Source organism: Dickeya lacustris (assembly GCF_029635795.1).
In the GTDB taxonomy this organism is placed as follows: Bacteria; Pseudomonadota; Gammaproteobacteria; order Enterobacterales; family Enterobacteriaceae; genus Dickeya; species Dickeya lacustris.
Genome location: NZ_CP114280.1, coordinates 4,002,027 through 4,027,161 on the forward strand (window position 1 = coordinate 4,002,027; position 25,135 = coordinate 4,027,161).

Annotated in this window: 17 protein-coding genes, 3 tRNA genes and 3 pseudogenes; 7 read left to right on the forward strand and 16 right to left on the reverse strand. The window is 52.4% G+C overall.

Going from position 1 to position 25,135, the window contains the following annotated elements:
* Window positions 1-65 precede the first annotated feature (65 nt).
* Window positions 66-1,118 carry a 3-deoxy-7-phosphoheptulonate synthase AroG gene (gene aroG, locus O1Q98_RS18115; protein ID WP_125258856.1) on the forward strand — a complete coding sequence of 351 codons (1,053 nt, stop codon included), beginning with the start codon at window positions 66-68 and terminating at the stop codon, window positions 1,116-1,118.
* Window positions 1,119-1,210: 92 nt separating this feature from the next.
* Here the strand turns inward: aroG and gpmA are convergent, their stop codons facing one another.
* The 14 genes and pseudogenes from gpmA to O1Q98_RS18185 all read right to left on the reverse strand — a co-directional run bounded on the left by gpmA (window position 1,211) and on the right by O1Q98_RS18185 (window position 18,064).
* A complete protein-coding gene (gpmA, locus tag O1Q98_RS18120) occupies window positions 1,211-1,963 on the reverse strand; it encodes a 2,3-diphosphoglycerate-dependent phosphoglycerate mutase (protein ID WP_035340854.1) in 753 nt (250 codons plus the stop codon).
* Window positions 1,964-2,106: 143 nt separating this feature from the next.
* On the reverse strand, window positions 2,107-5,256 hold the full coding sequence (locus O1Q98_RS18125) for an efflux RND transporter permease subunit (RefSeq protein ID WP_125258857.1): 3,150 nt from the start codon (window positions 5,254-5,256) through the stop codon (window positions 2,107-2,109).
* Window positions 5,253-6,812: an efflux RND transporter periplasmic adaptor subunit gene (locus O1Q98_RS18130; protein WP_125258858.1), complete on the reverse strand. Its 1,560-nt coding sequence runs from the start codon at window positions 6,810-6,812 to the stop codon at window positions 5,253-5,255. The genes O1Q98_RS18125 and O1Q98_RS18130 overlap by 4 nt, the downstream gene beginning before the upstream one ends.
* Window positions 6,809-8,068 (reverse strand): TolC family protein, encoded by a 1,260-nt coding sequence (locus O1Q98_RS18135; protein WP_125258859.1) that lies wholly within the window; start codon window positions 8,066-8,068, stop codon window positions 6,809-6,811. The genes O1Q98_RS18130 and O1Q98_RS18135 overlap by 4 nt, the downstream gene beginning before the upstream one ends.
* 12 nt (window positions 8,069-8,080) lie before the next feature.
* Window positions 8,081-8,545, reverse strand: coding sequence for a copper-binding protein (locus O1Q98_RS18140; protein ID WP_125258860.1), 465 nt, complete (start codon window positions 8,543-8,545; stop codon window positions 8,081-8,083).
* Window positions 8,546-8,621: 76 nt separating this feature from the next.
* Window positions 8,622-9,065: a hypothetical protein gene (locus O1Q98_RS18145; RefSeq protein WP_240632734.1), complete on the reverse strand. Its 444-nt coding sequence runs from the start codon at window positions 9,063-9,065 to the stop codon at window positions 8,622-8,624.
* 113 nt (window positions 9,066-9,178) lie between these two features.
* Window positions 9,179-10,240 (reverse strand): galactose-1-epimerase, encoded by a 1,062-nt coding sequence (galM, locus tag O1Q98_RS18150; RefSeq protein WP_125258861.1) that lies wholly within the window; start codon window positions 10,238-10,240, stop codon window positions 9,179-9,181.
* Entirely contained in the window at window positions 10,230-11,381 is a 1,152-nt protein-coding gene (gene galK / locus O1Q98_RS18155; RefSeq protein WP_125258862.1) for a galactokinase, read from the reverse strand. The genes galM and galK overlap by 11 nt, the downstream gene beginning before the upstream one ends.
* On the reverse strand, window positions 11,378-12,430 hold the full coding sequence (gene galT / locus O1Q98_RS18160; protein WP_125258863.1) for a galactose-1-phosphate uridylyltransferase: 1,053 nt from the start codon (window positions 12,428-12,430) through the stop codon (window positions 11,378-11,380). The genes galK and galT overlap by 4 nt, the downstream gene beginning before the upstream one ends.
* A gap of 83 nt (window positions 12,431-12,513) precedes the next feature.
* Window positions 12,514-13,530, reverse strand: coding sequence for a UDP-glucose 4-epimerase GalE (galE, locus tag O1Q98_RS18165; RefSeq protein WP_125258864.1), 1,017 nt, complete (start codon window positions 13,528-13,530; stop codon window positions 12,514-12,516).
* Window positions 13,531-13,784: 254 nt separating this feature from the next.
* On the reverse strand, window positions 13,785-15,254 hold the full coding sequence (gene modF / locus O1Q98_RS18170) for a molybdate ABC transporter ATP-binding protein ModF (RefSeq protein ID WP_125258865.1): 1,470 nt from the start codon (window positions 15,252-15,254) through the stop codon (window positions 13,785-13,787).
* A 240-nt stretch (window positions 15,255-15,494) separates the two neighbouring features.
* Window positions 15,495-16,328 (reverse strand): flagellin N-terminal helical domain-containing protein, encoded by an 834-nt coding sequence (locus O1Q98_RS18175; protein WP_125258866.1) that lies wholly within the window; start codon window positions 16,326-16,328, stop codon window positions 15,495-15,497.
* 290 nt (window positions 16,329-16,618) lie between these two features.
* A pseudogene (locus tag O1Q98_RS18180) lies at window positions 16,619-17,809 on the reverse strand (tyrosine-type recombinase/integrase); the annotation flags it as partial.
* A 179-nt stretch (window positions 17,810-17,988) separates the two neighbouring features.
* A tRNA-Asn gene (locus O1Q98_RS18185) sits at window positions 17,989-18,064 on the reverse strand.
* Window positions 18,065-18,447: 383 nt separating this feature from the next.
* On the opposite strand from O1Q98_RS18185, the pseudogene O1Q98_RS18190 reads away from it, so the two are divergent.
* A pseudogene (locus tag O1Q98_RS18190) lies at window positions 18,448-18,714 on the forward strand (LysR family transcriptional regulator); the annotation flags it as partial.
* A 122-nt stretch (window positions 18,715-18,836) separates the two neighbouring features.
* Here O1Q98_RS18190 and cycA read toward each other — a convergent pair.
* A complete protein-coding gene (gene cycA, locus O1Q98_RS18195) occupies window positions 18,837-20,237 on the reverse strand; it encodes a D-serine/D-alanine/glycine transporter (RefSeq protein WP_125258868.1) in 1,401 nt (466 codons plus the stop codon).
* Between the two features lie 384 nt (window positions 20,238-20,621).
* Here cycA and O1Q98_RS18200 point away from each other — a divergent pair.
* Window positions 20,622-20,697, forward strand: a tRNA-Lys gene (locus tag O1Q98_RS18200).
* Window positions 20,698-20,952: 255 nt separating this feature from the next.
* Here the strand turns inward: O1Q98_RS18200 and O1Q98_RS18205 are convergent.
* The gene (locus tag O1Q98_RS18205) at window positions 20,953-21,177 is read right to left on the reverse strand and encodes a DUF2594 family protein (RefSeq protein ID WP_125258869.1); all 225 of its coding nucleotides are present in this window, start codon (window positions 21,175-21,177) and stop codon (window positions 20,953-20,955) included.
* 636 nt (window positions 21,178-21,813) lie between these two features.
* Here O1Q98_RS18205 and uvrY point away from each other — a divergent pair.
* The 4 genes and pseudogenes from uvrY to O1Q98_RS18225 all read left to right on the forward strand — a co-directional run bounded on the left by uvrY (window position 21,814) and on the right by O1Q98_RS18225 (window position 25,119).
* On the forward strand, window positions 21,814-22,470 hold the full coding sequence (gene uvrY / locus O1Q98_RS18210; RefSeq protein ID WP_125258870.1) for a UvrY/SirA/GacA family response regulator transcription factor: 657 nt from the start codon (window positions 21,814-21,816) through the stop codon (window positions 22,468-22,470).
* Window positions 22,463-24,295 carry an excinuclease ABC subunit UvrC gene (gene uvrC / locus O1Q98_RS18215; RefSeq protein ID WP_125258871.1) on the forward strand — a complete coding sequence of 611 codons (1,833 nt, stop codon included), beginning with the start codon at window positions 22,463-22,465 and terminating at the stop codon, window positions 24,293-24,295. Before uvrY ends, uvrC begins: the two co-directional genes overlap by 8 nt.
* A 57-nt stretch (window positions 24,296-24,352) precedes the next feature.
* A pseudogene (pgsA, locus tag O1Q98_RS18220) lies at window positions 24,353-24,902 on the forward strand (CDP-diacylglycerol--glycerol-3-phosphate 3-phosphatidyltransferase).
* A gap of 141 nt (window positions 24,903-25,043) precedes the next feature.
* Window positions 25,044-25,119: transfer RNA gene (locus O1Q98_RS18225), tRNA-Gly, on the forward strand.
* The last annotated feature ends 16 nt before the right edge of the window (window positions 25,120-25,135 follow it).

Below are 25,135 nucleotides of genomic sequence, written 5' to 3' on the forward strand. Positions count from 1 at the left end.
TTTCTGTTTTTACTCCGGGCGGATAGGGAAGGCTCCCTGCGCTGCCTTGGGGATATGGGCCCATTATGAATTACCAGAATGACGATTTGAGAATCAAAGAAATTAAAGAATTACTTCCCCCTGTTGCATTGTTGGAAAAGTTCCCGGCTACCGAGCGTGCGGCACAGACGGTATTTAATGCCCGTAGCGCCATCCATAAAATCCTTAAGGGCAATGACGATCGCCTGCTGGTGGTGATAGGCCCTTGCTCTATCCATGACCCGGTTGCCGCCAAAGAGTATGCGGCACGGCTATTGTCGCTGCGTGAAGAGCTGCGCGGTGATTTAGAGGTGGTGATGCGGGTCTACTTTGAGAAACCGCGCACGACCGTTGGCTGGAAAGGGTTGATCAACGATCCACATATGGATAACAGTTTCCAGATTAACGATGGATTGAAAATCGCACGCCAACTGTTGCTGGATATTAACGATACCGGCTTGCCGGCAGCGGGCGAATTTTTGGATATGATCACGCCGCAATACATGGCAGACCTGATGAGCTGGGGCGCTATTGGCGCGCGCACCACAGAGTCTCAGGTGCATCGTGAGCTGGCCTCCGGGCTTTCTTGCCCGGTTGGTTTCAAGAATGGTACGGATGGCACCATCAAGGTAGCGATTGATGCTATCAACGCTGCTCGTGCGCCACATTGCTTCCTCTCTGTGACTAAGTGGGGCCACTCGGCGATTGTGAATACCAGCGGTAATCACGACTGTCACATTATTCTGCGCGGCGGCAAAGAGCCTAACTACAGTGCCGAGCATGTGCAGGCCGTTAAGGTTGGCCTGGAAAAAGCCGGTTTAGCCGCACAGGTCATGATTGACTTTAGCCATGCCAACAGCAGCAAACAATTCAAGAAACAGATGGACGTCTGTGAAGATGTTTGCCGTCAGGTTGCCGGTGGCGAACGCGCCATCATGGGCGTGATGGTCGAGAGCCATCTGGTTGAGGGAAATCAGAGCCTGGAGAGCGGTGATGCGCTGGTTTATGGTAAAAGCGTGACCGATGCCTGTATCGGTTGGAGTGATACCGAGCTCCTGCTGCGCCAGTTGGCTGCGGCTGTGCGTCAGCGTCGGGGCTGAAAGCTGAAACAATAACCTGAAACAATAAAAAAACCCGGCCTGGCCGGGTTTTTTGTCATCACATCACCGCAAAGCGGCAGTGATTGTACGAATTACTTCGCTTTACCCTGATTGGCTACTGCCGCCGCTTTGGCTGCGATTTCATCAGCGTTGCCCAGATAGTAACGTTTCAGTGGTTTGAAGTTTTCGTCAAATTCGTAAACCAGCGGCACGGCGGTCGGGATATTCAGTTCCAGAATTTCTTCTTCGCTCATGTTATCCAGGTATTTCACCAGCGCACGCAGGGAGTTGCCGTGGGCGGCGATGATAACGCGCTCGCCAGTCTTCAGACGCGGCAGAATGGTTTCGTTCCAGAACGGCACCACGCGCTCGATAGTCAGCGCCAGGCTTTCAGTCAGCGGCAGCTCTTTGTCGCTCAGTGATGCGTAACGCGGGTCGTGGCCCGGAAAACGCTCATCTTCACGAGTCAGTTCTGGCGGAGTAACGGCAAAACCACGACGCCACAGTTTGACCTGGTCGTCGCCGTATTTTTCAGCGGTTTCGGCTTTGTTCAGGCCCTGCAATGCACCGTAGTGACGCTCGTTCAGTTTCCAGCTTTTTTCGACCGGCAGCCAGGCTTGATCCAGCTCGTCCAGCACGTTCCACAGGGTGTGAATGGCACGTTTCAGCACAGAGGTGTAGGCGAAATCGAAGCTGAAGCCTTCTTCTTTCAGCAGTTTACCTGCCTGTTTAGCTTCATTAACGCCTTTCTCAGACAGCTCAACGTCCATCCAGCCGGTGAAGCGGTTTTCGTTGTTCCACTGGCTTTCACCATGTCGCACCAGTACCAGTTTCGTTACAGCCATAGCTTAACTCCTTCATATACTAAGATTTCTATGATAACTGCGCTCATTATAGGGCCGCAGAGCGGTTATCGGCAATCGCTAGTCATCTGGCCGAGTGATTTATCGGCCAGCATGATGATGACAAAATCGCTAGCTTTATCGTTTCAGTTGCTCTGTTTCTCCACTCTATCACGCAAGTTATTGCGCTGGAGTAGCAAGAAAAGCGCGGGTATAACCAGCATGGAGAGTATCGGCGCACTGACCATCCCCCCTATCATCGGTGCGGCGATGCGCTGCATCATTTCTGAGCCGCTACCGCTGCCCCACATGATCGGGAGTAATCCGGCCATGATCGTCGCTACCGTCATCATTTTAGGCCGCACGCGCAACACGGCGCCTTCGCGTATTGCTGCCATTAATTGAGGCTCCGTTATCGCTTGCCCCGGTACGCTATATTTCTCCACCGCCTGATTCAGGTAGAGCAGCATGATGACGCCAAACTCGGCTGCTACCCCGGCAAGTGCAATAAATCCTACCGCACCGGCGACCGAGAGAGAGTAGTCGAGCAGGTATAACAACCAGACTCCGCCAATCAGTGCAAAGGGTAGTGTACCCATAATCAGCAAGGCATCTTTGATCTTGCCAAAGGTCAGGTATAGCAAGATAAAAATAATCAGCAACGTGAAAGGCACCACCAGCTTCATGGTAGCCGTGGCTCGCTCCAGATATTCAAACTGACCAGACCAACTCAGCGAGACGCCCTGCGGCAGTATGACCTGTTGCGCCACCAACTGTTGCATTGCTTCAACGGCTGATTTGAGATCGCGCCCGCGCAGGTCAACATAAACCCAGTCACTCAGGCGGCCATTTTCGCTTTTTAGCATTGGCGGCCCTTCGCTGATTCGAATGTCCGCCAGCTCGGATAATGTCAGGTGCGCGCCACGCTGTGTAATGACCGGAAGATTCTTTATCGCATCCAATGAATCTCGCCGTTCCTGCGGGTAGCGCACATTAATCGGGTAACGCCTGCGGCCCTCCAGCGTTTCTCCCACATTCTGCCCGCCAATCAGTGTAGCGACCATCGACTGTAGCTCTTGCACGGAAACGCCGTAACGCGCGGCGCGCGCGCGGTCGATGTCAATATCAATGTATCGCCCACCGGTCAGTCGCTCGGCCAGTGCGGAGGTGACGCCGGGAACACCTTTTACCACTTGCTCTATCTGGGCTGCGACGTGTTCGATATCCTGCTGATTATCACCATTGACCTTGATACCCACCGGGCTTTTGATACCTGTCGCCAACATATCAAGCCGATTACGGATGGGGGGCACCCAGACATTGGCGATACCGGGAAGGTTAACTGTGCTATCGAGTTCGGCAATCAGCGTTTCCATTGTCATGCCCGCTCGCCACTGCGCACGCGGCTTCAGGCGTATGGTGGTTTCGAACATGGTCAGGGCTGCCGGGTCGGTGGCGCTGTCAGCGCGCCCGGCTTTGCCAAACACGCTATCGACCTCCGGTACGGTTTTGATAAGCCGGTCAGTTTGTTGTAATAACCTTGCGGCTTCACGAGGCGAAATGCCGGGCAAAGTCGATGGCATATACAGCAAATCGCCCTCATCAAGCGTCGGCATAAATTCACTGCCCAGACGCATCAGCGGAAAGGCGGTGAGCAACAGCAGCATCAACGAGAGCGACAAGGTCGTTTTAGGAAACCGCAGCACCTGCGCTAACACCGGTTGGTAGAGCGCAATCAACCAGCGGTTGATGGGGTTGGCCTGCTCATCGGGAAGACGGCCACGTACCAGATAGCCCATCAGTACCGGCACCAGCGTTATGCCAAGCATCGCGGAGACCGCCATCGCGTAGGTCTTGGTAAATGCCAGTGGCGAAAACATGCGGCCTTCCTGCGCTTGTAGTGAGAACACCGGAATAAACGACAGCGTAATGATAAGCAGGCTGCAAAATAGCGCGGGCCCGACCTCGGTGGCGGCCTGCATGGCAAGCTGCCACCAGACGGCATTATCCGGCTCGCGGTCGGGGTGCTGGTGTCGCCACTGTTCAACCACCTTGTGCATGTTTTCGACCATAACGATAGCGGCATCCACCATCGCGCCAATCGCAATCGCAATCCCGCCCAACGACATGATATTGGCGTTAATGCCCTGATAGCGCATGATGATAAACGCCCCCAAAATACCAAGCGGCAGGCTAATGACGGCCACCAGCGAAGATCGCCAGTGAAACAGGAACAGCGCACACACCACCGCGACCACGGCAAACTCCTCCAGCAGTTTATGGCTAAGGGTGGTGATGGCGCGCTCAATGAGCGCTGAACGGTCATAGGTGGTGACAATCTCGACGCCAGCGGGCAGTTGCTGGCGGATTTGCTGCATGCGAGCATGAATGGCACGCAGTGTTTCCAGTGCGTTTTTACCTGAACGCAGCACAATCACACCGCCTGCGACCTCACCTTCGCCATTGAGTTCGGCGATACCTCGTCGCATTTCCGGGCCCTGACGCACGCTGGCGACATCCTGCAATAGCACCGGAATGCCTTCACGCAGGCCGACCGGCACGTTGAGGAAATCAGCCGGTTTTAGCAGGTAGCCGCTGCTGCGCACGATGTACTCCGCTTCCCCCTGTTCAATAATGGAACCGCCGCTTTCCTGATTTGCTGCTCTTAGGGCATCGATAACCTGCTGATGCGTGATATTAAGCGCCAGCAGGCGCTCCGGGTGCAGCACCACCTGATACTGGCGTACCATGCCGCCAATGCTGGCAACCTCGGCCACATTGGGCAGGGTTTTCAACTGATATTTTAACTGCCAGTCCTGTATGGCGCGTAAGTCCGCCAGGCTGTGTTGGCCGCTTTTATCTATCAGTGCGTATTCGTAGATCCAGCCGACGCCGGTGGCATCCGGCCCGAGTGTCGCCTTCGCCTCGGCAGGTAAGGTCGATTGCACCTGACTGAGGTACTCTAATACGCGTGAGCGCGCCCAGTAGGGGTCGGTGCCATCATCAAACAGCACGTAAACATAGGCATCACCAAACATGGAAAAACCGCGTACCGTCTTGGCTCCCGGCACCGATAGCATGGTCGTGGTGAGCGGGTAGGTCACTTGGTTTTCCACCACCTGGGGCGCTTTACCGGGGTAGTTGACACGGATAATGACCTGAACGTCAGACAAGTCCGGCAGCGCGTCCAGCGGCGTGCGCTGCAATGATATTCCTCCCCCTATCGCCATCAGCAGTGTGGCGATGAGCACCAAAAACCGGTTTTGGATAGACCAGCGAATGACATGGGCAATCATGGATGGCCTCCGTGCGTTGTCGTGACGTCAGGTTGTGTCGTGGCGACCGGTTGGATTGCTCGCAGCGTGGCGCCGCTGTCTTGCACAAGAAAACGGAACGTAACCCGCACGCCGGGGCGAAGGGTGTCAGGCAATGCGGCGTCAGCGGTAAAGTCCATTATCATCGGTGGCCAGCCGAGAGCCTCTATCGCGTCATGAGCAATCGTCACCTGCCTGCCGTTGATGGCGTTGATGATGCCGGTGGCCTGATAATCGCGCGCGGGTGAAGAGGCGGCAGGTTTGGCCTCCTGCGGCGTGCCGTTGCTAAACGACGCGAGCGCGCTGTGCAGGCTGGCTTCTGAGTCCAGCAGGAATTGGCCGGAAGTGACAACGTGCTCGCCTTCATTCAGGCCGGATAGAATCTCAACCCAGCCATCTTGCATTGCGCCGGTCTGTACCTGACGAGGGGTGAAATAACCTTGCCCCTCACTGACCAAGACTCGATTCTGCTGGCTACTCATCAGTAGGGCCGATTGTGGGATCATGAGCGCCGTTTGGGCCTGCGCGGCGGCGAGCTGCACGCGCAGGTACATACCGGGCTTGAGTCGTTGCCCGGGGTTATCCAGCTCAATGCGCGCCTTCAGGGTGCGGGTGGTGGTGTCAAGCTGCGGCAACACCTCGCTAATTTGGCCGTGGAACGCCTCGCCCGGCCAGCTATCGCTCGTGGCGAGAACGGTATCGCCTTGGTGTACGGTGGCGGCCTGCCATGCCGGATAGTCGATTTCAAGCCAGGCCGGGTCGGCGTAAGCCAGCTCAAACAGCGGTTGTGCCGGGGTGAGTTGAGCGCCGACGCGCACATCCAGCCGGTTAACATAACCGCTTTGTGGCGCGCGTAGCGCAAGACGCGGCTGTGGCTTGCCATTACGCTCGACATCGCGGATAACGCTTTCAGGCATGAACATCAGCGCCAGCTTTTGGCGTGCGGCCTGGCTCAGTGCGGCATCGCCCAACTGGCGTACTGCCAGATATTCTTGCTGGGCGGCGGCCCAGCCGGGGTTCCACAGCATCGCCAGCGTTTGTCCGGCTTGTACCGGCTGCTGTACGGCGTTGATGTTCAACTGCTCGACGACCCCACCGCTCGGTGCGACCACGGTACGCAGGCTGTGTTGATTGATAACCACCGTGCCGTAGCCACTCAGCGCCGATGAGCGCGTGCGACGCTCGGTGCTGGCGGTTTGCACCCCCAGGTTTTGTTGTTGGCGGGCGCTGACCCGCACGCCGCCGCTATCCTGTTCCTCATCGGCGTAGCGAGGCCGCAGCGGCATGTCCATAAACGGTGATTTTCCCGGTTGCTCAAAGCGCTTATCCGGCACCATAGGGTCATACCAGTAAAGCACCTGACGGGACGGGGTAGCCGCTGCGGGAGCCGGCGAAGAGGGCGCGTTCTGCTCGCGAGCGAGTGGGGTGGCAACGGGTTGTGTGCTGTGGCGCGAGCGTGTGCCGATAATGTAACCGGCGCTTGCGGCAGTCAGCGCAATTGCAAGCACCATCAGGCTGGTAATACGTGTTCGATTCATTTTGCCCCCTCTCCCTGAGGTGTCAGATAGCGCAGCGTCGCCCATAGCATGGCCATGTCACGGGCGGTGTTTTGTGTGGCGATGCGGCTTTCCAGCAGGGCGCGGCGCGCCTCCAATAGGCTGGAAAGATCGCTGCTGTTGCTTTGATACTGGCTCTGCAACAGGCGAATACGCTGCTGTTGCAAGGGCAGCACCTCATCATTTAAGCGCCGCCAGCGCGTTTGCGCGGCCTGATACTGGGCCAGCAACATATCGAGTTGCGCCCGGTGTTCTCGCTGTACCTGCGCCACCCGGTCACGGGCTTCCAGGCCGCGAGCCAGGTCGGCGGCGTGGTCTTTGTCCTGACGGCGAGACTGGAAGAGCGGTAGGTCAAGGCTGATGGCAATACCGGCCATATCATCAAAGCGGTTGCCCCGCTTGCCGTAATACACTTCAACGCCGATATCCGGTATGGCGGCAACCTCCGATTGTGCCGCGCGTGCGTGCGCCAGCCGGAGCGTCTGTTCGGCTTGCAGCAAATCGGGGTGTTGTGCGAGTGCGGCATACAGCACGGCCGGCTCTGCTGGCAGGCGTTCAATGCGCGGTAGCGCCCCTTGCAGCGTCATATCGGTTACACCGGTCAGTGCGGTGAGTCGCGCGCGTGCGACGGCCAATACGCTGCGAGCATCGGTCAGTTTGTCTTGCATACCGGTCAGCGCCAGTTGCGCGTCCAGCACCCTGGCTGGCGCACCGCCTGCTGCGACAGCGGCTTTTTGCACCACCAGTTGCTGTTGGCTCTCTTTAACCAGCGCTTCAATCTCTTGTAGCGTCTGGTTTGAGATAGCCATCTCAAGCCAGGCTTGGGCGGTATCGCGTTGCAGGCGCGCGCGCAGGGTGTCGCTGTTGCTGCGCACCGCCTCGGCTTCGGCCACTAGCGTTTGCGCTTTACGCTCGCGTTTGGTCGTGCTGACGTAGGTTTGCATAATGCCGATGCGTTGCATGGTCATGCCTTCGCGCGTCAGACGGGCGTTATTACTGCCACCGAGTGGCACATTATCAAGCGCATATTTTAATTGTGGATCAGGCAGTTGTGTTGCGGCCTCAGCCATGTTCTGTAGCGCGCTAATCTGGTGCTGATTGGCGGACAGGTCAGCGGAATAACGCTCCGCCGCCTGTAATGCACCCTCAAGCGTTAGCGTTGCCGCAAACGACGCGGCAGGCAGCCACAGCAACATCGCCAGCCACGCGCATAAAGCGCGAAACGTGCGTGTATACATGGTGGTCTCCGACTAATTCTGACGCGGGCTAATATCGATAAGCGTGTAACCGTCCGCACGTTGTACAAAGCTGAAACGCACTGCGCTACCCGGCGGCAATACGGTCAGTTGACGGTTTTCCGGCAGACGAAAGCGCATGGTCATTGCAGGCCAGCGCAGTGCGGTGATGGCCTCATGGGAAAGCGTTACCGTGCTGCTGTCCCACTGTTTAACCGTGCCGTTAGCGTCGTAGCGTGTGGCGTTGTCTGATGGGGTATCCGGTGATGTGATATCAGGATGTTGCGCCCCTTGGGTGCGCGTGTGGGGCATGTTGTCCATATTGACCATACCCATATTGACCATACCCATATTGACCATACCCATATTGTCCATAGCCATAGTATGGCTCATACCCGTATTGTGGGGCTGGGTGCTTGCGAAGGTGAACGGCGAAACAGAAAAGAGCAGGGTGGCGATAGCCACAGACAGTTTTAACATGATAATAGCTCCATAAATACGATAAATAACAGAGTGTTATTGCGAAATTACGCACGGCTGTTGTTTATCGGGGGCGCTATTCTCTGAAGCGGCAAAAGCGAATGGTGGCCGGAGGGCCGGTAACGGGAGGCGTCAGTGCATCAGGACGGCCAACGGCTGACGATAGCGAGGCATTAACCGGTAACAGTTCATCATTGACCGGCAGGGCCAGCAGCGATAGCGAGGGTAAATCCTGGCTGGCGGAGTCAGGTAAACAGTGCTTCTCACAAAGCGGGCTGGCCTCTGGGCTTGCCTGAAACTGTGAGACGCTCTGCTCGTCAGGTGTTGCGCCATGATGCGGCATTCGGTGCGCTTCATGCTGTACCACGACCGGTGCGGCAGTGGGCGTGAGGGTGCAACGGTGTCCGGCGATAGCCAATTGGCTGTTGAGCAGCAGCCAGCATATTGCCAACAACCAGCCCCATGCGCTGCGATGGCGCAGCGTGTGCAGGCTGAGTAAGCGATAGCGTGGTGCTGTCATGAAGGTGATATCCCTATTAATTGTGGTGTCAGTGTAAGAGGCGGGCTTGACGCCGGACAAGCAGGAATTTGCACAGATTTGTAAAGAGCCAGCGTTGCTGGCTCAAGGGAAGATCAATCGCACGGGGGTTGAGAGTCCGCCGGGTGAACGCTGAATGCGTAACGCGTCAGGGCGCGGTAATGCTTGCCGGGGGTGAGCCAGCAATCCGGCTGCGGCCAGTCAGGGTGGTTGGGGCTGTCTGGCAAAAACTCGCTCTCCAGCGCCACTCCCGCATGGTTTTCATAGCATCCGCCTTCGCGTGACGGCGTGCCTGCAAGAAAGTTACCGGTATAGAGCTGTAGCGCTGGCGCGCTGGTATAGACCTGCATCTGTACCCTGCTATCGGCTGACCACAGACTGGCGACCGGGCTTGTTTGCGCATCGCCGTTTCGGTGCAACAAAAAGGCATGGTCATAACCGCCAACCGCACGTTGATCGGCATCGGCCAGAAAGTCCTGTTGCAGCGTTTTCGGCTGGCGAAAGTCAAAACTGCTGGCGGTCACATCGCGCAGTCCGTACAGCGGAATGCCATCACTGCCTACCGGCAGGTAATAATCCGCCATCAGTTGCAGCCGGTGCTGGCGCACATCGCTGATTGAGCCATCGAGATTGAAATAGGCGTGATTGGTCAGGCAAACCGGACAGGGTTTGTCCACCACCGCCTGATACTCAATTTCCAGCGCATTCTGCTCTGTTAACTGATAATGCACGTGGGCGGTTAGCGCACCGGGAAACCCTTGATCGCCATCGGGTGATGACAACTGGTAAATCACCTGGTCGGCCTGCTGCTCGACGATACGCCAACGTCGGGCGTGAAATCCTTGCGGCCCGCCATGCAACTGGTGTGTGCCCTGATTGGCGTGCAACGCAATAACGCTATTCCCTTGCTGCAATGTGGCGTGGGCGATGCGGTTAGCATAACGCCCGACGGATGCCCCCAGATAGGCAGACTGGTGCGGGTATTGCCCGGGTTGGCAACCGAGCAGCACCTCGCGAGTTTCGTCTTCGCTTAACGGCAACTGGCAGGAGAGCCAGGTGGCTCCCCAATCCATCAGGGTGACGTGCATACCGTGGCGGTTTTGCAGCACCGTGAGTTGAAACGGCTGGCCGTCTGGTGCGAGCGCATCATTCGACATGACCGGCTCCCGGTGACGCCTGACAAACGTAGCAGGTTGGCTGTAAACCGGTTTTGGCCGGATACTCTTGTAACACCGCCTGCTGTACGGCATTGGCATAGTGCTGCGGCACTAATGCCACAATGCAGCCGCCAAAACCGCCGCCAGTCATCCGTACGCCGCCTTCATCGCCAATCACCGCTTTGACTATCTCAACCAGCGTATCGACAGCGGGAACGGTAATTTCGAAATCATCACGCATGGAGGCGTGTGAAGCCGCCATCAGCTCGCCCATCAGGCGCAGATCTCCGTGTGTTAACGCATCGGCGGCAGCCAGCGTGCGGGCATTTTCGCTAATCACATGGCGGGCACGGCGGGCGACAACCTCATCGAGCCCGGCGGCTTTGGCGGCGAAATCCGCTTCGCTGACATCGCGCAGCGCTTTAACCTGAAAATGGCGTGCGGCCGCTTCACACTGCTGGCGACGGGTGTTGTATTCGCTGTCAACCAGACCACGTTTCACATTGGAGTTAATGATAACGACCGCGACATCTTTCGGCATTGAGACTGCGCGCGTAACCAGTGAGCGACAGTCGATCAGCAAGGCATGATCGCGCTGGCCTTGTGCGGAAATCATCTGATCCATAATGCCGCAGTTACAGCCTACAAACTGGTTTTCCGCTTCTTGCCCGTTGAGTGCCAGCGCCACATTGTCGAGCGGTAATTGGTACAGTGCCTGAATCGCTTTCCCTACCGCCACCTCCAGCGATGCTGATGAGCTCAGGCCTGCGCCCTGTGGCACATCGCCGCTTATCACCAGGTCTGCACCGCCGAAACTGCCATCACGGGCTTTCAGGTGTTTGATAACGCCGCGCACGTAGTTGGCCCACTGCCACTGCGCATGGTGCTCAATCGGCGCATCCAGCGAGAACAGGTCTTGCTGGTTATCATAATCAACGGCAATCACCCGAATCTGGCGATCGCTACGCGGAGCGGCGCTAATAGTGGTGGAGTAATTAATTGCGCAAGGCAGCACAAAACCGTCGTTATAGTCGGTGTGTTCCCCTATCAGGTTAACCCGTCCCGGTGCCTGCACGGTGAGGGCGGCCGGATAGCCGAACTGCTGCTGAAACACTGCCTGGGTACGTGCTGATAAGGTCATGCCTGAACTCCTGAATCACGGTAATGAATATCGCTGACTGCCCGCAGCCGCTCGGCGGCTTGCTCGGCGGTTAAATCGCGCTGGGTTTCTGCCAGCATTTCGTAGCCCACCATGAATTTGCGCACGCTGGCAGAGCGCAGCAACGGCGGGTAGAAGTGAGCGTGTAATTGCCAGTGTTGCTGGTCGCCTTGTGTAAACGGCGCGCCGTGCCAGCCCATGGAGTAAGGAAATGACGTCTGGAACAGATTGTCATAACGGCTGGTGAGTTTTTTCAGCGCCAGCGCCAGATCCTGACGCTGCTGCGCCGAAAGGTCTGGCAGGCGCAGCGTATGGGCTTTTGGCAGCAACAGGGTTTCGAACGGCCACGCCGCCCAGTAAGGCACCACGGCCAGCCAGTGTTCGGTTTCTACCACGTGGCGAGCGCCGTCGCGCAATTCACGTTGCAGATAATCGACCAGCATCGGTGAGCCGTGCTCGGCAAAATAGGCTTGTTGCAAGCGGTCTTCGCGCTCGGCCTCGTTGGGCAGGAAATCATTGGCCCAAATTTGTCCATGCGGGTGCGGGTTGGAGCATCCCATTGCCGCGCCCTTATTCTCAAACACCTGCACCCACGGGTAGATTTTCCCCAGCTCCGCGCTCTGCTGCTGCCAGGTCAAAACAACCTGCTCCAGCGCTGCCAGCGGTAGCTCCGGCAGTGTTTTACTGTGATCAGGCGAAAAGCAGATAACCCGGCTGGTGCCGCGCGCGCTTTGGCAGCGCATCAGCGCATCATGGTTTTCCGGCGCGGCTGGGGTATCGGACATCAGGGCGGCGAAGTCATTGGTAAACACAAACGTGCCAGAGTAATCCGGGTTGGTATCGCCGGTGACTCTTAGATTGCCCGGGCACAGAAAGCAGCTGGGGTCATGCGATGGCAGCGCCTCGGAAACGACGCTCTCCTGCTGCCCTTGCCACGGGCGTTTGGCACGGTGTGGCGATACCAATATCCACTGATCGGTCAGTGGATTGTAACGACGATGCGGATGTTCAACGGGGTCAAAATTCGCCATGAGAATGCCTTACGGTGTTATCGATAACGGGTCAATGGGATCGCTCATGTATCTATGAGTGCATCTATCTATGAGTACATCACTTAGTCTGGAAAGCCGGTCGGATGACGAGACTGCCAACGCCAGGTGTCAGCGGCCATTTCATCAAGCGTGCGGCTAACGCGCCAGTGAAGTTCGCGGGCGGCTTTTTCTGCATCCGCCCAGTAGGCGGGCAGGTCGCCATCGCGACGCGGCGCAAAGTGATAGGCAAGCTGTTTGCCGCAAGCACGGCTAAAAGCATCGACCACTTGCAGTACGCTGTACCCGACGCCAGCACCGAGGTTGTAGGTATGTACACCGGCTTTGCCGTGCAGTGTGTTCATGGCCGCGACGTGCCCATCGGCCAGATCAACCACATGGATGTAATCACGTACCCCGGTGCCGTCTGCCGTTGGGTAATCATTGCCGAAAATCGCCAGCGAGTCGCGGCGGCCTACGGCGACCTGTGCAATATAGGGCATCAGGTTGTTCGGTACGCCTTGCGGGTCTTCGCCCATTTCGCCTGAGGGATGGGCGCCTACCGGATTAAAGTAACGTAACAGCACCACACTCCAGTCGGGCTCGGCGCGGTGCAGGTCTTGCAGAATTTGTTCGACCATCAATTTGCTGCGGCCATAGGGACTGGCTGGGGTGCCGGTTGGGAAGCTTTCCTGATAAGGAATTTGCGGCTGATCGCCGTATACGGTGGCTGACGAGCTGAAAATCAGCGTTTTCACACCGGCCTGCTTCATTGCTTCGACCAGCGTCAGCGTACCGTAGACGTTATTGTCATAGTAGTTGATGGGTTCACGGACGGACTCTCCGACAGCTTTGAGACCGGCAAAATGGATTACCGCGCCGATATTATGCTCGGAAAAAATGCGTTGTAACAGCGCGCGATCGCGGATATCGCCTTGATAAAACGCGGCGGCTTGCCCGCTGACGCGATGAATAGCATCTGCCACACTGATTTTGCTGTTGCACAGGTTGTCGAGAATCACCGGCTGATGACCAGCGGCAATCAGTTGTACGCAAGTATGACTTCCTATGTAACCGCTACCACCCGTAACCAATACTTTCATAATGACCTCTGTCGCAGAAAACTGATAGGAAAAATAGCATGACCGATGGCGGAAAAAGGTGATCAGCGCCGTAATATAGCAATATTGCGGTGTTGTCACCGATAGCGCCACGAGAGAGGGTTCTCCGTCTGGCGCTGTCTGACAGGATAAATCATTTATCAGTTTTGTGGTAACGTTATCACGGTGTGGTGACAGGCGACGGTACGCCTTGCGGGCGCGTTGGCGTACCTGTCGGCAGGAAAACGCGGGGATGCTTAACCTTGCTGCACCACATAGCGATAGCTGTCGCCGTCGGGAATAAAATGCAGGCGGTGGGTAATACAATCCGGCGCATCTTCGGCATGGTGAGAAACGAACAGCAGTTGCGTGTGCCCTTGCGCCATTAAAATATCCAGCCAGCGACGAATTAACTGACGGTTAATGGCGTCCAGCCCTTGCAGCGGTTCATCGAGAATGAGCAGCGCCGGGTGTTTGACCAGCGCCCGCACAATCAGGGCCAGCCGCTGTTGCCCCCAGGAGAGGGCGTGGAAAGGCGCATCGGCCACGTTGTCAGGCAGGCCGAGTAGCGACAGCCATTGGGCGACCAGAAAGCGCTGCCTGTCGGAAACCGCCTGATAAATGCCGATAGAATCAAAGAAACCGGAGGTAATGACGTGGCGTAGACTGGTGCTCACCCGGTATTCCAGATGCAGGCTACTGCTGACATAACCGATATGGCGTTTGATGTCCCAGATGGTTTCGCCGCTGCCGCGACGATGGCCGAATAAGGTCAGATCATTACTATAGCCTTGTGGATGATCGCCGGTAATCAGGCTTAATAAGGTTGATTTGCCTGCACCGTTTGGCCCGGTAATTTGCCAGTGCTGACCGGGTAACACTTCCCAGTTCAACTGGTGAAGGATCGGTTTATCATTGTAGCTCACCACGCCGTTGATAAGGCGCACCAGCGGCCTCTCAGCGGGAAATGAGGGGCGCTGTGCCGGATGTTCCGGTTCTGGCAGTGTTGTGTTGGCAAGGGTTTCGCTGCGGGCCAGTTGAGCAAGCAGCGAATCAGCCAGCATCGCTTCGCGCGTGCCCTGACGGGCTAGCGCGCAGTCAGCCAATACTCCGACCTGACTGACAAATGCGGGAATATCCTCAAAGCGGTTGAGTATCAACACCATTGTTTGCCCCTGCCGGGCAAGTTCGGCTAACAGGATGGCCAATTGCCTGCGTGAGTCCACATCCAGCCCGTCGAACGGCTCATCAAGAATTAACAAATCAGGCTGCGCCATCAACGTCTGGCAGAGCAGCGCTTTGCGGGTTTCACCGGTTGAGAGGTATTTAAAACGGCGAGTTAACAGCGGCGCTATAGCAAATTGTGTCGCCAGTTGCTGACAGCGCCCGGCATCGCGGATGTACTCCTGAATGACCTCGGCAGTGGTGCGACCGGTGTCCTCTTCATCGGCACTGAGCATATCGGTATTGTTGCGCTGCCACTCTTGCGCCATTAACTGGTGCAATTGTTCGAAAGAGAGCCGTGCGAGGCGTTGAAAGTCACATTGACGCAGGCCTGCCAATTGTAACAATTCACCGGACAACGCACGCGCCAGCGCCGATTTTCCGCTGCCGTTTGCGCCGACAAATGCCCAGCACTGCGATGAATCTAGCCTGAAATCCTCCAGACGCATCATCCGGGTATCGCTTAAGCGAAACTGCGCCTGCTGAATGTGTAACACTGACATGTCCATTTCCTTGATAGCCCGCAAATAACCTTTACGGGTAACGGGAAGCCGACGGCTTGTCAAGATTCAGCAGCATGGATTACCACACTATTTATCAATCTATGCACCTTAAGGGCACAGCCCAAAACGGGCTTGCTTACACAGTCCAATTGCAGAGTGTTTATGTAGTGGATCCGGTATATATATTAAAAAAGCCAACCTGAAAGGTTGGCTTTTTTGCAATAAGGATACTGTAAAATATTACTGTAACAGTTTCAGTACAGTCTGAGGTACCTGGTTCGCCTGAGACAATACAGAAGTACCAGCCTGCTGCAGAATCTGAGCACGGCTCATGTTCGACACTTCTGTTGCATAATCCGCATCCTGAATACGGCTACGTGCGCTGCTCAGGTTGTTGATGGTGTTACTCAGGTTATTGATGGTTGACTCGAAGCGGTTCAGAGTAGCACCGATGTTTGCTTTCGCAGTGTTGATAGTCTGCAGAGCGGTATCAACGGCGCTGATCAGTGCTGTTGCACTTGCAGCAGAAGATACGTCGGTTGCAGTAACAGACAGACCGCCTGTTGTTGCGTTGATCAGTGCAGCGCTACCAACCGTGATTGCATCGTTAGAAGTTGTGCCTGCGCCAACCTGAATGTTAAAGCCAATAGTTACGCTACCATCCAGCAGTTTTTTGCCGTTGAAGTTTGCGCTAGAGGCAATACGGTTAATTTCATCAACACGACGGTTGATTTCAGTCTGGATTGCAGTACGGTCGTTGGTACCGTTGGTATCGTTCGCAGCCTGTACAGCCAGTTCACGAACACGCTGCAAGTTGCTGTTGATTTCGTCCAGGTTACCTTCAGCGGTTTGAACCAGAGATACACCGTCGTTAGCATTTTTAGATGCCTGAGTCAGACCACGAATCTGAGCGGTCATGCCGTTAACGATACCTGAACCTGCAGCGTTATCTTTGGCGCTATTGATAGCGGAACCAGAAGAAAGACGCTCAATAGCAGTCTGCAGAGAAGATTGAGATTTGTTCAGGTTGGACTGGGCCAACAGCGACATACTATTAGTGTTAATGACTGCCATAATTGTATTCCTTTCATCTCTATTAATGGGGATGGGCTGTTGCCCCCGGTGTCATCACCGTCGATAAGTGTATCGGCTTGGTTAAAACAACCTTTAGGTTTTTTTTTAAATTTTCATCGGTGATGGAAAAAAATTTGTTTAGGCACTCATGTAACGCTAACACACGGGTAGGCTGATGAGGTGTAGAGCAAGATGGCAATGATCATAAAAAGTCATCAGCGGGTCGCTGGCAATGGGTGGGATAGGCATCTGGTTCAGTCTCCGTTGATAAATGATCTTTGACCTGCTCCCCGTTGCTCAAGGTGTTTGGCCTTATGGGTATAGGCAGCGCGAACGTTGTTCTTTTCCATATGGCTCATTTGAAGCTCAACCACGTCTTCAGGCCAGATACCCGATTCGATTAACGCACTACACGACAGCGTTCGAAAGCCGTGACCGCACAGATCGGTTTTGGTGTCATAGCCCATTTTTCGTAGCGCCTTGTTGATGGTGTTCTCACTCATCGGCTTCATCGCATCATAACAGCCCGTCAGGATAAAGCCGTCATCGCCGTTAACGTCATAGGTGAGGTCTTTAAGCTCTTCTAAAATTGCCACTGCTTGTTCGCATAGAGGAACATAGTGCTTTCTGCGCATTTTAGCCCCACGGCCTGAATGTTTGATCCCTGCAATCGCTTCACGCTGTTCAGGGATAACCCATAAGGCACTGTTAAAATCGATCTCTGACCATCTGGCAAAGCGGAGTTCGCTGGAGCGAATAAATATCAGCAGAGTGAGTTTTATCGCCAACAGGGTCAGCCTGCTACGGCCCTGATAGCCTTCAATGCGTTCCAGTAGGGCAGGTATCTCTTCCAGCTCAATAGCAGGGCGGTGTTCCGTCTATGGCTTCTGAACAGCACCTTCCAAATCATAGGCAGGATTGAAACGGATCATCTTTTGCTGGACGGCATAACGCATAATGGCAGTGGCATATTGCTTCACCCGCATAGCAATTTCCAGATAACCCAGCTTCTCTATCTTTTTGATGGGAACCAGCAGATCGCCCGTATCCAGTTCAGCAATATCTCTGTTGCCAATATCAGGGAACAGGTCGGTTTCAAGACGGATCCAGACAGAACGCTGATAATCTTCCGACCATGTGGTTTTGGTGGCAAACCAGCTTTTGGCAACGGTTTTGAACGCGTGGGTGTTGTTACGTCGTTCCTGAACGATTTTGTGGTCAGCCTGTTTTTTGGCGTTGGGGTCAATGCCAGCCGCTAACAGCTTTTTGGCATCATCCCGGCGTTGTCTGGCATTCGCCAGTGAAACAGCCGGGTAGACGCCTAAAGCGAGTAATCTTTGCTTCTTTTCGAAACGATAAGACAAGCGCCAGTATTTAGATCCATTAGGATGCACTAACAGGTGCATACCAAAGCCATCAGTAAGCTTATATTCCTTCTCAAGAGATTTGGCATTTTTTACTTTGGAATCAGTTAGTGACATGATTTGCCCCCTTGAGTTGTTGGTATAAGCAAAATCGAACCAGAGATACCAACGATTCTACCAACAAAAGTGGTGGGCAGTAGCGTTTTTGGGTGAGCGAGGGTGAAGCTAAAGAAGGGGATAACCAATTGATAAAAAGCAAAAAACCAGACGTCAGTAGACATCTGGTTTCTTTAAATTGGCTCCTCTGACTGGACTCGAACCAGTGACATACGGATTAACAGTCCGCCGTTCTACCGACTGAACTACAGAGGAATCGGTTAAGTGGTGTGGATAATAGCGGCAGCCTGTGGGCTTGTCAAAGCATCATCATATATAGATTGACTGTTTGCTGAACTTATAACCAACCCATTGAAAATGATGTAATAATAGACAATGTAAGCATAGATGACGGCAATGTTGTCAGACCAGTGCACTCTCATATAGCACATCGCGCCCTTTTTTGGTGCAAACTATGATTCTTGCGTGTGGATAACACGATCGGTGAGCGAGATTAGGATTGTTACTATGGGGCTCGCATCTATTGCTTTTACTTATTTTTAAGCTGCTTAAGCCATATCAATACGTTTTTTTTCGTCACTCTACAAATCTGGCGTACTTCTTGCTTTTATTTGACTGTAACTATTCAGGAGGTACACATGAATCTGAGACGGCTAAAATATTTTGTGAAAATTGTTGATATCGGTAGCCTGACCCAAGCCGCTGAAATGTTGCACATTGCGCAACCAGCGCTGAGTCAGCAAGTTGCGACACTTGAAAGTGAAATGGAAAAGCAACTGCTGGTTCGTAGTCGCCGGGGTGTGACGCCGACCGAAGCTGGTAAGATCTTGTATTCGCACGCCCAAACCATTCTTAGCCAATGTGAGCAAGCCAAGAGCGCAGTGAACGGCGTTCGACAAACCATTAGTGCTTAAATTGGATGCGGTCAGCTACATGGTAAAGACGTAGCCGACCGCATTGAATACCCCATTTTTCGCAGGCGTGTCAGTTATACCGTTGCCTGGAGACTTTCTGGTTACGCCATCAGCTATGTGCGTTGTTGCCGACGATAACGAATACTGTAATAAGCGATAGCCAATACGACAAACCACACAGGGGTGACAATCAGCGCCTGTAATGTATCTGGCTGTAATGTCAGTAATACCAGCACAAATGCAAAGAATGCCAAACACATCCAACACATGATAATACCGCAGGGCATTTTGTAAGCCGACTGACGATGTAATTGTGGGCGCTTTTTACGGTAGACCAGATAGGAGCACAAAATGATGCTCCAGACGAACATAAATAAAATCGCGGATACCGTGGTGACTAGCGTAAAAACAGTCATGACGTCAGGTATAAGGTAGATAAGCACCACTCCGCATAACAAACAAATACAGGAGAACAGTAATCCACCCGAGGGAACCGCACGTTTTGATAACCTGCCAAAATACGCTGGCGCATCTCCCTGCCTGGCAAGACCGAATAACATACGGCTGGTAGAAAATACCCCACTATTTGCCGATGATGCCGCAGACGTTAATACCACGAAGTTAATCACACTAGCCGCCGCTGGTAGCCCGACTAAAACAAACATCTCAACAAATGGGCTCTTATCTGCAGCAATATGGCTCCACGGCGTCACCGACATAATCATTATCAGTGCGAAAACGTAAAACATAATAATGCGAATAGGGATAGCATTAATGGCACGAGGTAAGACCACGTTTGGGTTTTTGGTTTCAGCGGCAGTAGTACCCACTAGCTCAATACCCACGAAGGCGAAAATGGCTATTTGGAAGCCAGCAAAAAATCCGCTGAGACCCTTAGGAAATAACCCTCCATCTCGCCATAGATTGCTAAGAGACGCGACAGCGCCTGATGGGGAAACAAACTGCATAGCAACCAAGCCGGCACCTATTGCAATTAGTGCCACAATGGCCACTATCTTTATCATTGCAAACCAAAACTCCATCTCACCAAATAATTTAACCGTGGCCAGATTTAAAGTAAGCAATAGCAATACGCAAAGCAGTGAGCTTATCCATTGTGAGAACTCAGGGAACCAGAACTGCGCATAAGCACTGATTGCGACAACATCTGCAATCCCGGTGACAACCCAGCAGAACCAGTATGTCCAGCCGGTAAAAAAACCAGCCCAGGGGCCGAGTAGATCGGCAGAAAAATCGCTAAATGATTTATAGTTGAGGTTAGACAAGAGTAACTCACCCATTGCCCTCATCACAAAAAACAGCATAAATCCAATTATCATGTAGACGAAAATAATCGATGGGCCCGCCAAACTGATGGTCTTGCCTGATCCCATAAACAAGCCTGTGCCTATCGCACCGCCTATCGCAATCAATTGGATATGCCTATTTGTCAGGTTACGCCTTAGGTCATTCTGGCTATTAGCCTCGGTGTTATGTTGTGTTTTATCTGTCATAAAATGTTATTTCCAGCGCGGGTCAAGCATGGGGGAAACCAACCCCAAAAGCTGATTTCCAGAACGATTCCCTAAAAAATATCAACTCATACACGCTAACACTGTAGCTGTATGGGGTTATACAATATGAGGTTATACAACCAGTGCCAATGAAATATACACTGACTGGATGCATAAACGTCAGGGTCACGAATAGTAACACGCTATTTGGCGCATCATGAATCTATACACATGAGGTAACAACATGCGACATGCTGTTACCGGAAGTTAAAAGCGCAATAACATCAAAAAAACGAGAGAGATGATAGTCAAATTAACCGGCTCAAAGAAAAAGGAACGAATCGTTTGACAGATGGCGATAGTAGGAGAATAATCCCCTGCGTTGGGTCGTTAGCTCAGTTGGTAGAGCAGTTGACTCTTAATCAATTGGTCATAGGTTCGAGCCCTATACGACCCACCAACACTTCTCAAGCCATATCCAGTATTCAATTCAACCGGCTAAATACAAAAAATAACTCTTTCTCCTAACTGCTGTTATTTAAATATTAAAAATATACGATTAACTGAAATGTTTATCGATTGGTTAAATATTATTCAGTAATTAGCGCAGCTATTCAGATGAGGGTTAATTTTACGCAGGATGAGCCAAAGCAAGTATGTTTCCCATCAGACAATAACACAAGATAATGAGCATCTGATGGGAATACGAATACGACTAACGACGATAAACCGTCTTGATTTGTTTAATTGTTGTACTGAAGATTTCAGCCTGGGTTGGATCATCGAGTTGGGCAATATGCTTTTCCATGTTGACTATGATCTTGCCTGCATCAGCCTGACCGATAGACTTCAGCATCAGCGTCATCAGCGCCTTCATACAACTGACCTCATGGGCCAGAGATTCAGGGGTGGCGGCTGTCGGGAAGTCGTTGGTGTTCATAATATCTCCTGTAATGAATATAAAGCCGATGCTATCGACAAAGATAAAAACTGCCTGATAATACGGCAACATAACCAAAATTTTTGTTATTGTACCATATCTGTCAATGGCGCAGCGCACTGAAAATAAGATAAGAACAATGAAGTTGTATTTTTCTTATCTGCTATTGCCACAAATTGATTATATTTTGTTAACGTATGTTTTAGCCTTTAAATGCGCTCTTGCAGCAATATCGCAATTTTTATATGGATATTTAAAGGCGTGTGTATTATTTGTAGATAACAGGCTGTGGCGAAGCATTTTAGGCGTTATAATCATGCAACAACGGTAACATGCTCGTGATTGCGTACTTTGCAAAAGCTTGATAATGTTTTGATTATTGATATTTTTTTATAATTTTAGACGCGTTTTGCGTCTCTTTCTCTAAAAAGCCAGGTTGGAAATATGAATACTGTGATGGAAGCGCATTTTAAGAATGATGCACAGAGGCTATCATTCACAAGCTTAAAGAATAATACCACACGGTAGAATAAAAATACACTTTTAATAAAAAAGTGTATTCATTTTTTCTAAACCACATAGTACCACCTGCAACAAATTCGTCTGTAAGTGTTACTCTTTTTGGAGAATTGTTCTTTGATTAGCGTTTTTCTTGTTGATGACCATGAACTGGTGCGGGCAGGGATACGGCGCATTCTTGACGATATCAAAGGCCTCAAGGTTGTTGGGGAGGCGCAATGCGGTGAAGATGCGGTCAGATGGTGCCGTAGCAACAGTGTAGACGTTGTACTGATGGATATGAATATGCCAGGCATTGGCGGTCTTGAGGCAACGCGCAAAATTGTTCGGTTTTCTCCCGAAGTGAAAATCATCATGCTGACTATTCACACCGAGAATCCTTTACCTGCAAAAGTCATGCAAGCTGGTGCAGCGGGTTATCTAAGTAAAGGTGCCACGCCAGAAGAGGTGATTTATGCTATTCGTTCGGTGCATGCAGGGAAGCGCTATATTGCTTCCGATATTGCTCAACAAATGGCATTAAGCCAGTTGGAGCCTCAGACGGAAACTCCGCTGGAGTGCCTTTCCGAGCGTGAGTTGCAAATTATGATGATGATCACCAAAGGGCAGAAAGTGAATGAGATTTCAGATAAACTCAATCTCAGCCCGAAAACGGTCAATAGCTATCGCTATCGGATGTTCAGCAAATTGAACATTAATGGTGATGTTGAGCTCACTCATCTTGCTATTCGCCATGGACTTTTTAATGCGGAGACGTTGATTAGTAGTGACTGAACGTTTTGATGCCCAGGCTTTTTTGAAGACAGTAACCAGTCAGCCTGGGGTTTATCGTATGTATGATGCCGAGAACACGGTTATCTATGTTGGTAAAGCCAAGGATTTAAAAAAACGCCTCTCCAGCTATTTTCGAGCTCAGGTTTCGAGCCGAAAAACCGAGGTGTTGGTAAAAAGTATCCAACAGATAGACGTTACGATCACACATACTGAAACTGAAGCGTTATTACTTGAGCATAATTTCATCAAGCAATATCAGCCGCGCTATAATGTTTTATTGCGCGACGATAAATCCTACCCTTTGATTTTTCTTAGTGCCGATGTTCACCCGCGTTTGTCGATACATCGGGGAGCACGGCACGCTAAAGGTGAGTATTTTGGCCCATTCCCTAACGGCAATGCGGTGCGTGAAACCTTGATGTTATTACAGAGGCTGTTCCCTATACGCCAGTGCGAAAATAGTGTCTACCGCAATCGTTCCCGCCCTTGTTTGCAATATCAAATTGGCCGTTGTCTCGGCCCTTGTGTTAGTGGCCTGGTTAGTGAGGAAATGTATCAGCAACAGGTTGATTATGTAAGACTGTTCCTGTCAGGCAAAGACCAGCAAGTGCTGACCCATTTGGTTGCTGAGATGGAGTTGGCAAGTCGTGAACTACGATTTGAAGAGGCCGCTCGTATTCGAGATCAAATTCAGGCAATACGGCGTGTTACCGAGAAACAGTTTGTTTCTGGTGATGGTGACGATCTCGACGTGATTGGCGTAGCGTTTGATGCGGGTATCGCTTGTGTCCATGTGCTCTTTCTGCGTCAAGGCAATGTGTTAGGGAGCCGTAGCTATTTTCCCAAGGTTCCTGCCGGCACTGAGTTAGCCGAAGTGGTACAAACATTCGTCGGGCAGTTTTACTTACAGGGCAGCACCGCCCGTACTTTGCCCTCTGATATTTTACTGGACTTCTCATTACCTGAATGTGAGCTGCTAGCTGAATCGCTCAGTGAGCAGACGGGGCGTAAAATCCACATTCAAAGCCGCCCTAGGGGAGATAGAGCCCGCTATCTCAAGCTGGCCCGAACCAATGCCCACACGGCGCTGACAACGAAATTAGCTCAACAATCAACAGTATGGCAACGATTGACGGCACTGGCAGCCGTGCTTGGTCTTGATAAAATACATCGTATGGAGTGTTTTGATATCAGCCATACGATGGGCGAACAGACGGTAGCCTCTTGCGTGGTCTTCGATGCCAATGGCCCGCTGCGTTCAGAATATCGACGTTATAATATTACCGGGATTACGCCGGGCGATGATTATGCGGCGATGACTCAGGTGCTTAAACGCCGTTATGGTAAAGCTATCGATGAAGGTAAAATTCCCGATGTCATCGTGATTGATGGCGGGAAAGGTCAACTCGCTCAGGCCAAAGCCGTTTTTTCGTCTTTACAGGTCCCTTGGGATATCACGAAACCTCTCCTGCTCGGTGTAGCCAAAGGCAGTGATCGCAAAGCCGGGCTCGAAACGCTATTCTTCGAAGCGACGGGTGAGGGGGTTGCCTTACCTGCTGACTCGCCTGCACTGCATGTTATTCAACACATTCGCGATGAGTCGCACAATCACGCTATTAGCGGGCATCGTAAACAGCGGGCAAAGGTGAAAAATACGAGCTCACTGGAAATGATAGAAGGAGTTGGGCCAAAACGACGTCAAACATTGCTAAAATTCATGGGCGGATTGCAACCTTTGATGAACGCCAGTATCGAAGAAATTGCGGGTGTTCCCGGAATTTCACTCGCTTTGGCAGAAAAAATCTTTCATGCATTGAAACACTAGAGCCAATGTAGCAACATACCCTTATTCTCTTTCAAGCCAGACAGTTACCCATACGCTATGCGATTTAATATACCCACGTGGCTTACCCTGTTTCGAGTTGTTCTCATCCCATTCTTTGTTCTGGCATTTTATCTGCCGTTCGACTGGGCACCGATGGTCTGCGCGAGTATTTTTGTTTTCGCGGCGATAACTGACTGGTTTGATGGTTTTCTCGCTCGTCTCTGGAAACAGACAACGCGCTTTGGCGCATTTCTTGACCCGGTCGCAGATAAAGTTATGGTCGCTGTTGCGTTGGTTTTGGTCGCGGAGTATTACCACTCTTGGTGGATAACGTTGCCAGCAGCGACCATGATTGCACGAGAAATCATTATTTCTGCGTTGCGTGAGTGGATGGCGGAACTCGGTAAACGTAGCAGTGTTGCCGTATCATGGGTTGGTAAAATTAAAACAACGGCACAGATGGTAGCCTTAGTGGGTTTGTTATGGCGGCCTGAACGTATGGTTGAAGCGGCGGGAATCTTTGCATTGTATATCGCAGCGGTGTTGACTTTCTGGTCTAATGTTCCAATATTTAAGCGCTGCATGGCGCGATCTGCTTGAACATTGATCGTCCAGCCTTAAAAAACAACAAACAGTACAGTGAGGACGATAATTTTATTGACTCACTGCGTCAGGTAAGTAGAATGCACCGCATCGACAGCAGCACTGCTAAGTGAAACTGCTTAATAAACAAAATGTTTAGTCGAATGCGGGAATAGCTCAGTTGGTAGAGCACGACCTTGCCAAGGTCGGGGTCGCGAGTTCGAGTCTCGTTTCCCGCTCCAAGTTAGTTATAAATAA

What these genes read in the sequence shown, in the direction of transcription:
- aroG (WP_125258856.1), top strand. Translation starts at nt 66, where the DNA reads ATGAATTACCAGAATGACGATTTGAGAATCAAAGAAATTAAAGAATTA.
- gpmA (WP_035340854.1), bottom strand. Translation starts at nt 1,963, where the DNA reads ATGGCTGTAACGAAACTGGTACTGGTGCGACATGGTGAAAGCCAGTGG.
- O1Q98_RS18125 (WP_125258857.1), bottom strand. Translation starts at nt 5,256, where the DNA reads ATGATTGCCCATGTCATTCGCTGGTCTATCCAAAACCGGTTTTTGGTG.
- O1Q98_RS18130 (WP_125258858.1), bottom strand. Translation starts at nt 6,812, where the DNA reads ATGAATCGAACACGTATTACCAGCCTGATGGTGCTTGCAATTGCGCTG.
- O1Q98_RS18135 (WP_125258859.1), bottom strand. Translation starts at nt 8,068, where the DNA reads ATGTATACACGCACGTTTCGCGCTTTATGCGCGTGGCTGGCGATGTTG.
- O1Q98_RS18140 (WP_125258860.1), bottom strand. Translation starts at nt 8,545, where the DNA reads ATGTTAAAACTGTCTGTGGCTATCGCCACCCTGCTCTTTTCTGTTTCG.
- O1Q98_RS18145 (WP_240632734.1), bottom strand. Translation starts at nt 9,065, where the DNA reads ATGACAGCACCACGCTATCGCTTACTCAGCCTGCACACGCTGCGCCAT.
- galM (WP_125258861.1), bottom strand. Translation starts at nt 10,240, where the DNA reads ATGTCGAATGATGCGCTCGCACCAGACGGCCAGCCGTTTCAACTCACG.
- galK (WP_125258862.1), bottom strand. Translation starts at nt 11,381, where the DNA reads ATGACCTTATCAGCACGTACCCAGGCAGTGTTTCAGCAGCAGTTCGGC.
- galT (WP_125258863.1), bottom strand. Translation starts at nt 12,430, where the DNA reads ATGGCGAATTTTGACCCCGTTGAACATCCGCATCGTCGTTACAATCCA.
- galE (WP_125258864.1), bottom strand. Translation starts at nt 13,530, where the DNA reads ATGAAAGTATTGGTTACGGGTGGTAGCGGTTACATAGGAAGTCATACT.
- modF (WP_125258865.1), bottom strand. Translation starts at nt 15,254, where the DNA reads ATGTCAGTGTTACACATTCAGCAGGCGCAGTTTCGCTTAAGCGATACC.
- O1Q98_RS18175 (WP_125258866.1), bottom strand. Translation starts at nt 16,328, where the DNA reads ATGGCAGTCATTAACACTAATAGTATGTCGCTGTTGGCCCAGTCCAAC.
- cycA (WP_125258868.1), bottom strand. Translation starts at nt 20,237, where the DNA reads ATGACAGATAAAACACAACATAACACCGAGGCTAATAGCCAGAATGAC.
- O1Q98_RS18205 (WP_125258869.1), bottom strand. Translation starts at nt 21,177, where the DNA reads ATGAACACCAACGACTTCCCGACAGCCGCCACCCCTGAATCTCTGGCC.